Annotated in this window: 13 protein-coding genes; 9 read left to right on the top strand and 4 right to left on the bottom strand. The window is 39.5% G+C overall.

Annotated features, from left to right (window positions below; all coding sequences use genetic code 11):
* Nucleotides 1-17 precede the first annotated feature (17 nt).
* Nucleotides 18-1,346, bottom strand: coding sequence for a short-chain fatty acid transporter (locus tag J2Z82_RS04650; protein WP_209479615.1), 1,329 nt, complete (start codon nt 1,344-1,346; stop codon nt 18-20).
* 310 nt (nt 1,347-1,656) lie between these two features.
* On the opposite strand from J2Z82_RS04650, the gene hag reads away from it, so the two are divergent.
* On the top strand, nt 1,657-2,505 hold the full coding sequence (gene hag, locus J2Z82_RS04645) for a flagellin Hag (protein WP_209479614.1): 849 nt from the start codon (nt 1,657-1,659) through the stop codon (nt 2,503-2,505).
* A gap of 373 nt (nt 2,506-2,878) precedes the next feature.
* On the opposite strand, the gene J2Z82_RS04640 is transcribed toward hag, so the two are convergent.
* Nucleotides 2,879-5,395, bottom strand: coding sequence for a YheC/YheD family protein (locus J2Z82_RS04640; RefSeq protein WP_209479613.1), 2,517 nt, complete (start codon nt 5,393-5,395; stop codon nt 2,879-2,881).
* Nucleotides 5,396-5,630: 235 nt separating this feature from the next.
* On the opposite strand from J2Z82_RS04640, the gene fabI reads away from it, so the two are divergent.
* On the top strand, nt 5,631-6,410 hold the full coding sequence (gene fabI, locus J2Z82_RS04635) for an enoyl-ACP reductase FabI (RefSeq protein ID WP_209479612.1): 780 nt from the start codon (nt 5,631-5,633) through the stop codon (nt 6,408-6,410).
* 340 nt (nt 6,411-6,750) lie between these two features.
* A complete protein-coding gene (locus J2Z82_RS04630) occupies nt 6,751-6,846 on the top strand; it encodes a putative holin-like toxin (protein ID WP_209479611.1) in 96 nt (31 codons plus the stop codon).
* Between the two features lie 288 nt (nt 6,847-7,134).
* Here the strand turns inward: J2Z82_RS04630 and J2Z82_RS04625 are convergent, their stop codons facing one another.
* The gene (locus tag J2Z82_RS04625; RefSeq protein ID WP_209479610.1) at nt 7,135-9,177 is read right to left on the bottom strand and encodes a methyl-accepting chemotaxis protein; all 2,043 of its coding nucleotides are present in this window, start codon (nt 9,175-9,177) and stop codon (nt 7,135-7,137) included.
* A gap of 250 nt (nt 9,178-9,427) precedes the next feature.
* Between J2Z82_RS04625 and J2Z82_RS04620 the strand changes: the two genes are divergently transcribed.
* The 6 genes from J2Z82_RS04620 (at nt 9,428) to J2Z82_RS04595 (ending at nt 14,662) form a co-directional block, all read left to right on the top strand.
* Complete coding sequence (locus J2Z82_RS04620; RefSeq protein WP_209479609.1) at nt 9,428-10,627, top strand: CynX/NimT family MFS transporter; 1,200 nt, start codon at nt 9,428-9,430, stop codon at nt 10,625-10,627.
* Between the two features lie 50 nt (nt 10,628-10,677).
* The gene (gene pxpB, locus J2Z82_RS04615; RefSeq protein WP_209479608.1) at nt 10,678-11,400 is read left to right on the top strand and encodes a 5-oxoprolinase subunit PxpB; all 723 of its coding nucleotides are present in this window, start codon (nt 10,678-10,680) and stop codon (nt 11,398-11,400) included.
* Entirely contained in the window at nt 11,384-12,148 is a 765-nt protein-coding gene (locus J2Z82_RS04610) for a LamB/YcsF family protein (RefSeq protein WP_209479607.1), read from the top strand. Before pxpB ends, J2Z82_RS04610 begins: the two co-directional genes overlap by 17 nt.
* Nucleotides 12,149-12,436: 288 nt before the next feature.
* Nucleotides 12,437-13,375, top strand: a complete 939-nt coding sequence (locus J2Z82_RS04605) for a 5-oxoprolinase subunit C family protein (protein ID WP_209479606.1) — start codon at nt 12,437-12,439, stop codon at nt 13,373-13,375.
* A gap of 19 nt (nt 13,376-13,394) precedes the next feature.
* A complete protein-coding gene (locus tag J2Z82_RS04600) occupies nt 13,395-13,889 on the top strand; it encodes a DUF1648 domain-containing protein (RefSeq protein ID WP_209479605.1) in 495 nt (164 codons plus the stop codon).
* A gap of 41 nt (nt 13,890-13,930) precedes the next feature.
* A complete protein-coding gene (locus tag J2Z82_RS04595) occupies nt 13,931-14,662 on the top strand; it encodes a Cof-type HAD-IIB family hydrolase (protein ID WP_209479604.1) in 732 nt (243 codons plus the stop codon).
* A 28-nt stretch (nt 14,663-14,690) separates the two neighbouring features.
* On the opposite strand, the gene J2Z82_RS04590 is transcribed toward J2Z82_RS04595, so the two are convergent.
* Nucleotides 14,691-15,692, bottom strand: coding sequence for a YeiH family protein (locus J2Z82_RS04590; RefSeq protein ID WP_245251097.1), 1,002 nt, complete (start codon nt 15,690-15,692; stop codon nt 14,691-14,693).
* Nucleotides 15,693-15,814: the final 122 nt, after the last annotated feature.

Here is a 15,814-nt window from a genome sequence, read left to right as displayed (position 1 = left end):
GGATGACAGCATTTTAATTAAAAGAATAATAGTCCGATAGAAATCGGGATAAAGCTATACAATAGTATCATTACACAAAAGCCCATAATATCGCGGACCTTCAAGCCTGCAATTGCGAGGAGCGGCAATGCCCAGAACGGCTGGATCATATTTGTCCATGCGTCCCCCCATGCAACGGCCATCGCTGTTTTCGCTGTATCTGCACCAATTTCCAATGCTGCCGGAATCATAATTGGACCCTGCACAGCCCACTGGCCGCCACCAGATGGGACGAAGAAATTCACAATCCCTGCACTGATGAAGGTGAATAATGGCAATGTATATTCAGTTGAAATGCTCACAAACCACATGGACATTTCCTGCGACAGACCAGATGCGACCATCATTCCCATAATCCCTGCATAAAACGGGAACTGAATGATGATACCACCAACATTTTTAACTGCACCCGTTACACTGATTAGGAAACGACGTGGCGTTTTATGGAAAATGATTCCTAAGAATAGGAAAATAAAGTTTACGATATTAATGTTCAGGTCGAAACCGTTTTGCGTAAAGTGATAAATAATAAAGGCAAGTCCCATAATACCAATTAATAACGAAAGAATCTGGCTGTTTTCTAATCGTTCAGCTGGTGTCATTTCTTCCTTAACTGGAGCTTCTTCCTCTGGCTCAGTATCCTCCGATTTCCATGTCGAAGCATCTGTATTGTTAAGCGGGTCGCGTGACTTCATTAGAAACCTGTTCAATAGTGGAAGTGTAATAAGCAATGTAACCACTATGAAAATATTAAATCCGCTAAAAAGTGTTTCAGTTACAGGGACAACTCCGATTGTATCCTGCAGAAAGTGATCAGGTGTTGCAATTAATAATGGAATAGAGCCTGAAAGACCACCATGCCATAACAGGAATCCACTATATGCACTCGCCATTAGTAAACGATAGTCTACTGACGGAACGCGTTTAGCCACATGGATTGCCAGTAACGCCCCTACTACCAGTCCAAAACCATAGTTAATCAGACATGCAATTGCAGCAACAAATGTAACAAGTATGATTGCCTGGCCTGGTGAATTTGCAAGCGTACTGATCTTTGCTAACAATCGTTTGACAAGCGGTGTGTTTGCAAGTATGTAGCCAGTTATAACTATAAGCGACATCTGCATGGCAAAAGCCAGTAAATTCCAGAAACCGTCTCCCCAATATTGCGTCATTTCAATGGCTGTACTGCCCGTGACACCCATCCCTAAAATGAAAACGATAAACGTTAAAATAATTGCAAAAAGAAATGCATCAGGTAAATAACGTTGAACCATCCGGTCAAAAAATGATGTTAATCCTTTCAATTAGAATTCCCCCTTTGTTTTTTGTAAGCGCTTTATTTATGCGCACATTTTAAAACTATCAAAAGATTCATTGTGGCGTCAATTGGCTTGTTTAATTGTATGATTTGATTAAGGAGATGATGAATGTTAAAAAACGGGGAAATATATTAAAAAATTTTTCCAGAAAAGATTTAAACATTATCGAACTTTGCCGATATAAGTAATACATCATCATGATGAATGAATGTTATGGCCATAACATCAGAAGGACATGCGAGACATAAGGATGTGACTCGCAAAAAAAATACACTTACATGGAGGTAAGGAAAAAATGATTATTAATCACAATATCGCGGCGCTAAACACGCACCGCCAACTAAGCAACAACAACCAAGCAACACAAGGGTCTTTAGAAAAACTTTCTTCAGGTCTACAAATCAACAAAGCAGGAGACGATGCAGCAGGTCTTGCAATCTCTGAAAAAATGCGTGGACAGATTCGCGGTTTGGAAATGGCCCAGAAAAATGCTCAAGACGGTATTTCTTTAATCCAAACAGCTGAAGGTGCTTTGAATGAATCACATTCAATTCTTCAGCGTATGCGTGAGTTGGCTGTACAAAGCGCCAACGATACAAATACTGATGAAGATCGTGCCGAAATGCAAAAAGAAGTCGATCAACTTGCGAGTGCACTAGATGATATTTCTAACGATACGGAATTCAATACGCAAAAATTGCTTGATGGATCTATTACTACTGAGGGTGAGTCTGGTCCGTTAACGTTTCATGTTGGAGCAAATGAAGGTCAGAACTTAACTGTTGAAATTGAAAGTATGAGTGCAGAGGATTTAGGAGTACAAGGTACAGAAGAAGGTGATGGAATTGAGATTTCTACCCAAGAAGAAGCTGATGGCGCTATTGAAACTATTCAGGAAGCAATTGACACTGTATCAGCTCAGCGTTCTGAACTTGGGGCAGTACAAAATCGATTAGATCATACTATTAATAATCTAGGAACTTCTGCTGAGAACTTAACTGCCGCAGAATCACGTATACGTGACGTTGACATGGCAAAAGAGATGATGAACTTCACGAAGAACAACATTCTTTCACAAGCGGCACAGAGCATGTTGGCGCAAGCAAATCAACAACCTCAAGGAGTATTACAACTTTTACGTTAAATTAAAATATTTGCAAGAGACTCTAGTTATCTAGGGTCTCTTTTTCACTAAGAAGACTGGTGCTTTGTTGTACCGTAAAAACAAAAGAAAAAGGATTAATAACCAATGGGAAAACTGTTATCTGTGCTCAATTTTTAATTGATTAAATGACAAGTGGTCTGTTCTCTTAATAACCTAATGATAAAGTATCCAAAAAATGCCAATAGTTAAATTTAAAACCAGTTTAAATTGGTACATATTAATATTTCTAATTAAATAAAATTATTTCTAATATATAGTTGTATTAAAGTTTATTGAATTACGATATAATAGTAAACTATTCTAAAATTGTTATTTAATATCTAAAAAGCCACCAAATGATGGTGGCTTTAAATTAGTATGTTAATTGTTTTTCTTCCTCAAGTGATGCTCCTGATTTATTTAAATCTACTAATAAACTGGCATATGATATAACATGTTTTGCAAATTTAGTTACGTCAGTTATCACTTTAGGACCGTTTGGATCTGCTTCCATAAGACTCAGTTCCCCATTCTCATCTAGCCCTAGTTTTATGTCTATTTCACTAATTAATTCATCGTGGGTTTCCTCAATAGTGTTAACAATTTCCCTAGATAACTTTTCTAATCGCCTATGCAACGATGTCGAATAAATTGAACCAAAATTGTTTTCATTAAAATCCTTTTGCTCTCTATGAACCTCTTGTTGTTTAGTATTATCCTCGTTATTTTTAACTTCTGAACAAAGACTTACTATACCCCATTCGTTTTTATTTCCTTTGGTCATGTGTACATGAATGTTGAACGGCTGGGTGCTATTTGTAATAGAGCCTGAATCTTTTTGGACAATAACATTTTCTTTTTTAATTAGATTTTTCAAGTTATTTACTAATGGAAATTCACTGTATTCTTTAATTGTTTTTCCTTTTGTCACTGAATATTTGCCATTAGCATTTTTTTCAATGTACTGACTAGTTAAAAGGGAACCAATTTCAGGTTTTACGATCACTTTCCCATATTTTTCAATGAACCGGAATACGTCACGGGTTCGGTGGATCCTTTGATAAGGTGATAGAAGGTTAGCCAATTCTTCATTTGTTTGCAGTTTTTCGTATAATTCCGAGCGCTTGCTGGTGTGGGCTGACCATTCGTTTGTAAATGGAATATCTTCGAGTTCTTCATATAATACTTGGGCTCTTTTAGCACCTCTCAATTTAAGACGGTCAATTATTACATCAGGGTATTCAACCACTTTAGGTGTCCAGTCGTTGTTTTCGTAAAAGAATCCTTTTATCAACATTTCATCATAATCAATGTCCTTTGGTGAAAAGGAATAAAAATGGAAATTAGCTTCTTTTGCTTCTTGAATCGCTGCCGATGCTAAATTGTCATTTGTTTGTGATCCATGGAGCAAACCAATAATTGGCCGGTTATCTAAATCAGCAAACGGGAGATTTGTTGTTCTTGCATTGAATTGCCCTTTTACCTTACTAGCTTCACGAATGCTGTCTGTACGAACTAACATATTTTTTGCAATATATTTGGCATATCCTATAGTGTTCACTGCTCTTTTTTCCTCATGAAATGCAGTTTGTGGACCGTTGTTTGCTTCATGCATCCAATATCGTCCATTTTCATCAATTGCTAAGTCGATACCAAGTTCATCCAAGGCAAGTCCGTGAAGTTTGTCAAGATGCCAGGCCAAATCCATGGATAGCTTTAGGATAGCTTGCTCATGTTTTTTCCCTTTTTCGCCATATTCATTTTCAAGAAAGGTCAGAAGGTCCTCTACTCTACCTTCTGTACTGATGTTACTAAGATTACTCTTTTTACTTCCGACACGGGGGTATATATGAGTAAGTTGCCATTTTCCTTCCATGTCTTTTTGGACATGTGCACGAATATGGTAAGGTTCGTCATTTTTTGTCCTGGTATGAATGTAACGCTGAATGATATAGCTGCCTTTTTGACTTAAAATAATTTTTTGCAGCCATTCATTAAATGCGCTCTGATTTAAAATCTGTTGTTTCTTTTGGTCCAATAAAGAATAGCGGTTACCTTTTTTAGTAATGAAGTATATATTTTCTCCCCGATTTCCTGAAAGAGCCTTAAATACAACACTGTTATTTTCATCTAAAAAGTCATGTATCATTACTTCGTTGGTACAAACCTTGAAGGGAACAAGTAATTCAGCATAATCTCTATGTTGGACGATTCGCTTTGGTAAAGAGAATTTATTACCGACATGGAAACTGGTGAACGGAATCTGTCGGCGTAATTTCCGCTCGGTGTGTGATCTTCTTCCTCCACCAACATTATTAATAACATCCGGAAAAGCAGCTACAGTACGTTCCCATTTTCCATTCTGCCATTCATCCGCTTCTATTTGTCCTGAGTCAAAGTCAACATCACTGGATGAGAAAAAGAGTAACCTTGTATTTTGCCTCTTACTTTCCTGAACTAAGGCATTAACACGTTCTTTTGTGTAAAATGTTCTGGGATTCCGTAGGGAAGCAAAAACACCGATTGTAATAAATCTGTTTTCATCTTGAACAACTACTTTTTCTGAAAAAGAATTTCTTAAATCTTTAAGCAGTGGTATAAATGAAAACTGCAGTATTTCTGCAATCTTGGTAAGCTTCCCATTTTCAAGGTTCTGTGCGATTAAGAGTAATTGCTTCTCTGCTTTATCTTTTTGTGGAGTAAATTCAGTCATTGAGGAAGTGATGATTTTATTAACCGTCTCAGCCCCTTCAAGCATGGAACTAAAGATGAATATACTTTGATTTAATTCTTTATTTTTTACCAATTTATAGAAGTGATCTGACGCTTCTAATAATGTATCTATTATATTTAATGCCTGGTGAAGTTGTTTATCTTTTGTATTTTCCATAATATCTGACACTCCTGTATATAACTTATTTCTAATAAGAGGACTTATATATATTATCGGACAATCATCATAATTATTAAAGGTGATAGTAGTAGCAATTGTTATTTGTTATGTACGTTTTTGCTAAATGACTTATATAATTAAGTGTAGGGTAAAATTAACTTCCCATTTAACACCTGGTCCTAATTATGCTACATTATAAGTAAGACATATCCAATCAATCGGAGGTACATAAATGAACACATTATTGAAAAATAAAAACATAGTTGTTATGGGTGTTGCAAACAACCGCAGTATTGCGTGGGGTATTACTAAATCGCTTCACAATGCTGGGGCGAACTTGATTTTCACCAACCGCCAGGAACGTTCGAAACAAAAGCTGGAAAAACTCCTCGCGCAAAATGAAATTGATCCAACACTAATTGTATCTTGTGATGTTGCTGATGATGAGAGTATCGTTAATGCATTTCAGGAAATTGGTGAGAAAGTGGGCACCATTCATGGGCTTGTCCATTCGGTTGCGTTTGCGAACCGTGACGAGCTGAATGGTGAATATGCTGATACGTCTCGTGAGGGTTATCTTCTAGCACAAAATATTAGCTCGTATTCGCTCGTTGCTGTGACGCGAGAAGCTAAAAAGCTGATGACTGAGGGTGGCGGTATAGTTACGCAAACATACCTTGGTGCTGAACGTGTTGTGCCTAATTATAATGTAATGGGTGTTGCTAAGGCTGCGCTTGAAGCGAGTGTGCGTTACTTGGCTGAAGATGTTGGTAAGTATGGTATTCGTGTGAATGCTGTTTCTGCTGGTCCGATTCGCACGCTGTCAGCTAAAGGTGTGTCTGGATTCAATGACAAAATGTCGGTTATTGAAGAAAAAGCGCCGCTTCGTCGTCAGATTGATCAGGACCAGGTAGGCGATGCTACAGCATTTTTACTTAGTGACATGGCACGTGGTGTTACTGGTGATGTGCTGCATGTTGATTCTGGTTTCCATATTATCGCTGGATCTTAATACTAGGCGAGCATTCTAACATAGGGTGCTCGTTTTTTAATTCCATCCTCCAAATGCATTACGAACTCCCACACGTCAGTGCATATACTAAAGTATACAAGCACACTATAGAGTTCCTTCTATTACTACTATTATCGAACCAGAGTCTTAAAAAGTGGCATCAATTCCTAAACTAATTCTATATACCTAAAGTCTAAAGGCTTAGCAAGAACTTGTACCAAGACTTAAAACCAAACATTTGTTCGTATTTTTACGGAATTTTATGCTATACTATCTAGTAGATAAAGTTCCTTATAGGGATGAATCAGCTACCCCAGTATAATAAAAGGGGGTGAGGCGATTGGGTGTTTTTGAAGTCTTTTTCTTGCTGATCGGTTTTGGAACATTTATGACAGGTTTTCTGACGCTGATTGTGCACATGATCAATAAAAAATAGACCTCCCTGTAAAGCCGCAAAGCGTTAATGGGAGAGGCCTATTTGTGGATAGCTGATCCCCCTAAGGGAACCGCTTATCACATGGCCACAGCTGTAACTGTGGCCTATTTAGTATATGCATATTTCTACCTACATTATACCACAAAGTTGGGTGATGAAAAGAAATAAGATTGAGGTATTAATTACCATTAGAGTGCGGGAAACTAGTATCGACATGATTCGATAATTATTTCCTGGGCAATAATACCCTTTAAAAAGAGGGACGAGTTATACCGTCCCTCTACAAAATTAATTATTTTCGTCTATTTTAAACTTGTTTACCTGCTGCTGCATTTCTATAGCATATGTTTCCAGTTCTTCTGCAAGGTGGTTTAATTGTTCCATTGATGCTGTTTGTTCTTCGATTGATGCTGAGGTTTCTTCTGTTCCTGCTGCAGTTTCCTCGCTTATTGATGCGATGCTTTGCGTATTGCCGGAAATAATCTGCTCCTGACTTATGATTGTTTCCATTATATCCATTACCTTGTTAATTAATTGGTTATTGGTATGAATTGTTTGCTGTATACTTGTGAATGCTTGTTCTGTTTCACCAACTGATTGTGATTGGGTCTGGATGACTTTATTAGTTTTACCAATCAATGTTACAGAATGCTTTGTTTCAGCTTGCATTTCTCCGATTAACGTGGATATATCTCCAAGTGCGCTTTCGGATTGTTCTGCTAGCTTCCTTACTTCATCTGCTACTACTGCAAATCCGCGTCCATTTTCACCAGCGCGGGCAGCCTCGATTGCTGCATTTAATGCGAGAAGATTTGTTTGACTGGCGATATCAGCGATTTTGGTGACAATCTCATTTATGTTTGTTGATTTGTCATCAAGTGATTGGATTGCTCTGACAACTTCACTGGTTATCTGGCCTGTTTCTTCGGATTGTTTACGGAGACCGCTTACTGTTTCTGCTCCTTTTTCAGAGACTTCATCCATGACTCGAGCTTCATCATATACTTTTTTATTATATTCTTCTATTTGTTTAATCAATGTTGACAGTTTTTCGGTTGCAGCTGCATTTTGTTCCATAATTTCTGATTGCTCGCCAGCACCTGTTGCAATTTGTTCCATGGTTGTTGCGACTTCATTTGAGGATGCAGTATTCTCTTCTGCACTTGCAACTAGTGTTTGTGATGCTTCGGACACATTGAATGAAACATCTTTAATTTTAATCATCATCATCCGCATTTGCTGGAGCATATTATCAAAACTTTCGGAAAGCTGGCCGATTTCATTATGCGTTTGGATAGTTGTTTTGGCTAAAAGATTCCCGTTCTCAACTTCCTTCATCGTTCCTTGCAGGTTCTTAATAGGTTTTGTGATTCTTCGTGTTGTAAAAAAAGAAATGACGATTGCCAGCAGCAAAATAATTAGCAAGGTAGCGATAATCGGAATTAAAATACTGCTTGCTTGGTCACTAAAATCACTTTTAAATACTGTTTCTCCAAGAACCCATCCTGTTGTGTTGTTCGTGGTGAATCCTAGGATTTTTCCTTCGTCATTTTCCGTATATTCAATAACACCGTTTTCCCCATTGCTGCTAAGTTTACTATAGAATGCGGCCTTTTCAGCACTTTTTCCAACAAGTTCATCATTAGGGTGAGCAATGAATGTTCCTTGCTGATCAATGATCATCGCATATCCTGATTCACCAGTTTGAATGTTGTTTGTCATGGATATTAACGTATCGACAAGAACATCAGCACCAATTACACCAACGACTTGTCCATATTTGCTATAGGATTGTGCAGCAGTAACAATTGTTTTTCCTGATGCAGCATCAACGTAAGGCTGAGTCCAAATTACTTCTCCGTCAGCTTCAAGGGCGGCTTTATACCAGTCTCGTTCACGCGGATCAAAGTCATCTGGCAGGTCCGTTTCTGGATAAATGGTTGTTTCACTGGAAAGTTCAACACCTGTATAGATGTTTGCAATATTGGTATTCGCCTCTACAGTCTCTCCTAAGTAATTGACAATAGCTTGCCGGTTGTTTTCGTCATAGTCAATAAATAATTCGTTTTGAGTAAGACGGTTTAAGATACTTGTCGTATTGTCAAAAAATACATTAAATGTATCGTTAAGGTTAGTCATTTGTGTTTCAACACTTTGTGCTTTTTGATCAATTATCATGTTTTTGCTTAACGTGTAATTGGTGAAAGCTATCACTGCTCCGGCAATAATAATTAATGATAAAAAAGGTATAAGTATTTGTCGCTGTAGTGATTTACTTAGGAAGCTGCCTTTTTTCTTTATCTCCTGTTTCTTTTTCTTATTTTCCCCCATATATGTATCTCCTTCTGCTTTTGCTATGAATATTATTTATATCGGAAAATTTTGCCTGAAGTTGTAGTGGATTATGACGTTTAACCATTTAAATTATGAGGCATATAGTGATAGCGAGGAAGTTTATCTGCCAAACGTTGTACGGGGGAGAGGTTTTTCTGATTCGGCAGGGAATCGTCTTTTTTAACTATGTAATTCTGTTATGCTATATTGTTAGGAAGAGGATTTTTGGAAGGGATTTGTACATATAATGGCAGCAACTGATAATCAAAAAAAGATATATAATTTTTTACTTATAGCAGGTATTATAATCGTGGCGTTTAATCTGCGACCAGCAATTACATCTGTTGGTCCGTTAATTGGAATTATACGAGATGATGTGGGGCTTTCCAATTGGAGTGTAGGGATTTTGACTAGTCTGCCTCTCGTTGCGTTTGCGGTGATGTCGCCAGTTGCGCCTAAGCTTGGTAACAAGTTTTCGAATGAACGAACATTAATTGCAGGTCTTATTCTTCTTTTATTTGGTATTACGGTTCGTTCGTTTCCATTTGCAGCACTACTATTTATTGGAACATTATTTGTCGGGCTTGGAATTGCAATTTGCAATGTTCTTTTGCCTGGTGTCGTAAAAGAAAAGTTTCCGACAAAGGTAGCATTAATGACTAGTGTATATTCAACAGCTATGGGGATCTTTGCTGCGACGGCTTCTGGATTAAGTATTCCATTTGCACGTGGGTTGAATATGGGCTGGCAATTTGCACTAATCATATGGACAGTCCCCACAATCGTTGGAATTATCATCTGGATGTATCTGTCCAAAAAGAATAAAGCAGACAATGATGTCGAGATGCAATATGTTACTGTGAGTGACAATCGAATGTGGAAATCACCGCTCGCATGGCAGGTTGCCTGTTTTATGGGGCTTCAATCGTTCATGTTTTATGTGACGATTTCATGGCTTCCAGAAATTTTGCATGATTATGGTGTTAGCATGGGAACTGCTGGATGGATGCTTTCATTTATGCAATTTATCGGATTACCTGCAAGTTTCTTCGTTCCGATGATTGCTGGTCGTTTCAATTCACAGCGGGGAATTGTGCTTGTCATGACAACCTGTGCATTGGGAGGCTATGGAGGTCTTTTAATAGGAGAGTCATATGCTGTTATGGTTATTAGTACGATATTAATTGGAATTACGTTAAGTGGAACGTTTGCTCTGGCATTGGCTTTTTTGGGAATGCGGGCGCGTAACTCACGTCAGGCTGCAGAACTGTCAGGTATGGCGCAGTCGCTCGGTTACACACTTGCCGCAGTTGGTCCTGTGTTTATCGGGTATTTATATGATGTAACCCATGTCTGGACGGTTCCATTGCTTACTTTAATAGGGGTAGCACTATTGGTCATGGTTTTCGGAATGGGTGCTGGCCGTAATCGTTATGTGTTGGATTAGGTTTGAATATGCTATCATGCTAGTAACAGAGATTCCGGGAGGCGTTCGGTATGCATTTTACCTTGCACGCTATGGGTGATTCGGCAATTAAGGTAGACTTTGATGGTGAAGTTTCACCTGAGTTAAACAGGGATATCCAGTTTTTTTGCAGTAAATTAGGTTGTGCTGCAATTCCTGATATCGTGGAATGGGTGCCAGCATTTGATTCGGTTACAATTTACTATCGACCACATCGTTTAAGCTACACGGAAGTTTGTGACAAAATTTATCAGATTAATCGAATGAATATTGATAGAGTTGAGCGTAAGTCACGACTAATCTCGATTCCGGTTGTCTACGGTGGGAAGTATGGTCCAGATTTAGGACGTGTTGCTGAATCGAACAAGCTCTCAGAGGATGAGGTTATACAGATTCATAGCGAACAGGAATACCTTGTTTTTATGCTAGGTTTTTTGCCAGGCTTTCCATACTTAGGAGGTCTTAATAAACAGATTGCAACGCCACGTTTAGATGAACCTCGGGCAAAGACGGTTGCAGGCTCTGTAGGAATCGCCCACGAACAGACGGGAATTTATCCGATAGACTCGCCAGGTGGCTGGAACATTATTGGAAAAACAGCCCTTACGTTATTTGATAGGGAAAAAGAAGATGCTTTTCTGTTTCGTGCAGGTGACCGTGTTACGTTTTACGAAATATCGGAAAGTGAATTTGAAAAACAAGCATGGAGCGGGGAGTTAGTGGTAGAGGAGGTTGACGATGGCAAAGCGGATTGACTTGAATTGTGATATGGGTGAGAGCTTTGGTGCCTATACAATTGGTTCGGATGAAAAATTACTGGAATCTGTTACATCAGCGAATATTGCATGTGGTGCACATGCTGGTGACCCTACTGTTATGGACAGGACAGTTCGCTTGGCAAAAGAACATCACGTTGGTGTTGGCGCACATCCAGGATTTCCTGATATTGCTGGATTTGGACGACGTATGATCGACTTTTCGCCAAATGAAATTTATCGGATGGTAGTTCATCAGATTGGTGGCTTGCAGGCGTTTTGCAAGGTGCATAGTGTTCAGATGCAGCATGTGAAGCCTCACGGTGCGATGTATAATTTGGCAGCCAAGAATCGCGACGTAGCAAATGCTGTCGCGCGTGCTGTGTATGACGTCGACTCCAAATTGATGTTGTATGGTTTAGCCGGGAGTGAACTGCTTGTGGCTGGCCGTGAACTGGAATTAACTGTTGCATCAGAAGTTTTTGCTGACCGGACATATCAAGCTGACGGCACCTTAACCCCCAGAGGCAGAGCGGATGCCGTGATTAGTGATGTGGATGATGCTGTTCAACAGGTAGAGCGGATGGTGAATGAAGGTGTTGTGCGCACAGTAAACGGAGAAACTGTAGATATTAAAGCAGACACGATTTGTGTTCATGGTGATAGTGCACATGCTGTATCGTTTGTCGAGAAGTTACGCGTGATGTTAGAGAGTGCTGGGATTGTGGTTCGCTCGATGGTCGATTAAACTCGAGCGACGGAGAGCCGAACTCAAGCGACGAAACCTCAAACTCGAGCGACGAAGCCTCAAACTCGAGCGACGAAGCCCCAAACTCGAGCGACAGAGGTCCAAACTCGAGCGACGGCGAGCCAAACTCGAGCGACAGAGCCCCAAACTCGAGCGACGGAGGACCAAACTCGAGCGACGGCGAATCAAACTCGAGCGACGGAGCCCCAAACTCGAGCGACACCTCACCCAATCGTCAATCAGCACGGGCTCCAAAGTTCCAAATACATAAGTGAAGTGGTGAATAGGATGCAGAGTGAGAAAATATTCCATGTTATAAAGCCTGGTGTTCTTACAACTTTTCAGGATCTTGGTCGGACTGGCTATCAGAAATTTGGTGTGCCTGTTTCTGGTGCGATGGATACTTTTGCACTGCAAATAGCTAATATTCTGGTTGGGAATCAACGGTCTGCTGCATGTCTTGAGGTGACGCTTGTTGGACCTCATCTTGAAATGACTGCACCGAATCCAATCACGGTTGCTCTTACAGGTGCGGGACTGGAGCCGAAACTTAATGACAATCCCATCAAGATGTGGAAAACATTTACAATGGAGAAGGGGGATAGGTTAAGCTTTGGCAAGCATCAATCAGGGGTGCGTGCATACATTGCGGTGGCCGGAGGATTTGATGCACCAGTGTTTTTTGGCAGTCAGTCAACTGATGTGAAGAGTGGGTTTGGTCGTTCGCTGGATAAAGATGATTCTATTTATGGGTATCCGGCTAAAGCAATATGCGGTATCGGGTTCACCAATCCGCCAACCTATCAAAAGTCGGTAGAGGTTGCTGTTATTGAAGGGCCGCATACAGATTTTTTTACGAAACAAGGGCGAGATAATTTTTTTAACAATCCTCATACTGTAAATGCGAATTCGAATAGAATGGGGTATCGCCTGAAATCTGAGCCGGTCACACATGAAGAAAATATGGAAATTTGGTCTGATGCTGTTCCCTTCGGCGGCATTCAAATTCCGAGTAATGGCTCGCCGATTATCCTAATGGCTGACAGGCAGACGACAGGAGGATATCCCAGGATAGGAACTGTCATTTCATCAGATCTGCCAAAGATTGCTCAGCTTGTACCTCAAGGAGAAATTCGCTTTACTCCAATAACAATTGAAGAGGCTCAACGGCGAGCAATTCAAATGGAAAAATTCTTATTTAAATTAGAAACATTTAAGCTAAACTAATGGTGAAGGGGGAGAAGTCTTGAAGAATCACCCAAAAATAAAAGTTTCTGCAACTAAATGGGAGAAGTTTTTTAACACAGCTTCAGTAATCATACTTATTTGTTCTATTGTATACGTCGTACAGGCGTATAACAGTTTGCCGGAATCAGTTCCCACTCATTTTAATGCAAAAGGTGAAGCGGATGCGTGGGGAAACAAAGGTACAGTTCTTCTTATGCCGGCCATTGCGTTTGTTTCCTTTATTATTATGTATTTTGTAACAAAAGCACCACACACATTCAATTATATGGTAAAAGTGACTGAAGAAAATGCAACACGATTGTACACCCCGGCACGAACGTTTATGGCAGCAATCAATTTAGAAATGGTCGCAATTTTTTCCTATATTGCCTGGGCTATGGTACAATCTGCAACAAGTGGGACAGGGCTCGGAATAAGCTTTATTTTTTTCGTAATATTAGTCCCTATCGCAACAATTATTTCTTTCATGATTAAAATGAATCGAGTAAAATGACTTTATACCAAGATGGCATAGCAGAGTGGAGGAGCGTATAAATGGATGAACTAAAATTAGTAGCATTAGATATGGATGGAACATTGTTGAATAGCGAGGAAGACGTTTCAGATTATACGAAAGAAGTGATTGCAAAAGCCTTGGTGAAGGATGTGCATGTTATATTGAGCACAGGTCGCTGGCTTGATTCCTGCTATCCGTATGCCGAATTACTCGAACTGCCCTCATATCTGATTACAAGTAATGGCGGCGAAATCTGGACTGTAAATAAGGAACTGAGAGATCAGCATTTACTTGATCCGGAACGAGTTCAAATGATGTGGGAATTAGGTGATAAGCTTGGTTTACATAGCTGGATGGTGGCAACTGATGGCGTATTTCGTGGAACACGTCCTGACGATTTTTTTGCCCATGAATGGTTGAAATATGGTTGTGACTCGCTTGATACGAAAAAGCTTGACATGGTTGTTGAGGAGCTATCGCATTACGATGAACTTGAGCTTACGAATTCGCTGCCGACAAATGTTGAAGTTAATCCAAAAGGGGTTAACAAGGCAAGTGCTCTTAAGAAAGTATGTCATGAAATTGGCATTACTATGAATAACGTAATGGCTGTTGGCGATAGCTTGAATGATATTAAAATGATACAGCAAGCCGGACTTGGCGTTGCGATGGGAAATGCGCAGGAGGCAATAAAGAATGTTGCAGATCATGTGACAGATACTAATAATAATGATGGTGTCGCTAAAGCAATCGAAAAGTTTGTGCTATAGAAAAGCTCCCTAACATTAGGGAGCTTCTTTAGATTCCAGCAATCCAGTACATTACAAATGAAAGTAATATGGAAGTAGTCACCATCGCGATTAGCGGTCGCATTGCTTTATTTCTTACATCTTTCAGGCTGACATTTAATCCTAACCCTACCATCGCAGCAGTTAATATAAATGTCGTAATCCGACTTACAGCGTTCATAGTGCCATCTGTTACAGGAATTATATCACCTAAAATATAGCTCCCGAAAAGACTCATTCCAATAAAACCAATTAGAAACCAGGGAAAGCTGACTTTTGTATTACCGTCATCATTTCGGTTTCGCATCCAAAATATAAGGATGAAACAAAGCGGGACAAGCAGGAAAACGCGGCCGAGTTTTGCTAGTAAAGCAATTGCCAACGCATCCTCCCCAGCTGGTTCTGCTGCAAGTGCGACATGGGCAAGTTCATGTAAGGAAATTCCTGACCAAATACCATATTGCAAATCAGTAATTGGCAACAGTGGCTGTATAAGGGTATAAATAATAGAAAAAACAGTTCCAACTAATGCGATGATTCCTACACCTATTGCAGTGTCCTCATCTTTAGCCTTGATAATCGGTGATACAGCGGCAATCGCTGCAGCACCACAAACGCCTGTGCCGACTCCAAGCAATAAGGCAAGCTGTGTGTTTGCTTTTAATTTTTTTCCGATATAAACGGTGAGTAATATGGAAAAAATAATTGCAACAGCACCTTTAGCAAGCAATCCAAGACCATCCTGCAAAATAATATCAACATTAAGTTTTAAACCATATAAAATAATGGCGAACCGTAATAAATATTTTGATGAAAACTGTATTCCCGAACGGAAAAATTCAGGATAGCCGAAAAATTGTCTGAATATGATCGCGATAATGATTGCACTGGCTAGCTGACCAACACGGCTAAACCCTGGAACTAGCGCAAGTAAGTAACCGGTAAAGGCAATGAGAAATGTGAATCCGATTCCGGCAATCATTTTTGTGAACGGATGTATCTTTAATGTCATAGCTGCTTGTTCCCTTTCTAATGTGCAAGTTTCAGAATAAATTTAAGTATAATCGTTATAGATGATGATTGTCCAATAGGTATATTTTAACTAATTTACGGATATAATGAATTAATGTTGCT

It is taken from the genome of Virgibacillus litoralis, from assembly GCF_017873675.1.
GTDB classification, from domain to species: domain Bacteria; phylum Bacillota; class Bacilli; order Bacillales; family Amphibacillaceae; genus Lentibacillus; species Lentibacillus litoralis.
This window is presented reverse-complemented; position numbering and strand designations above follow the sequence as displayed.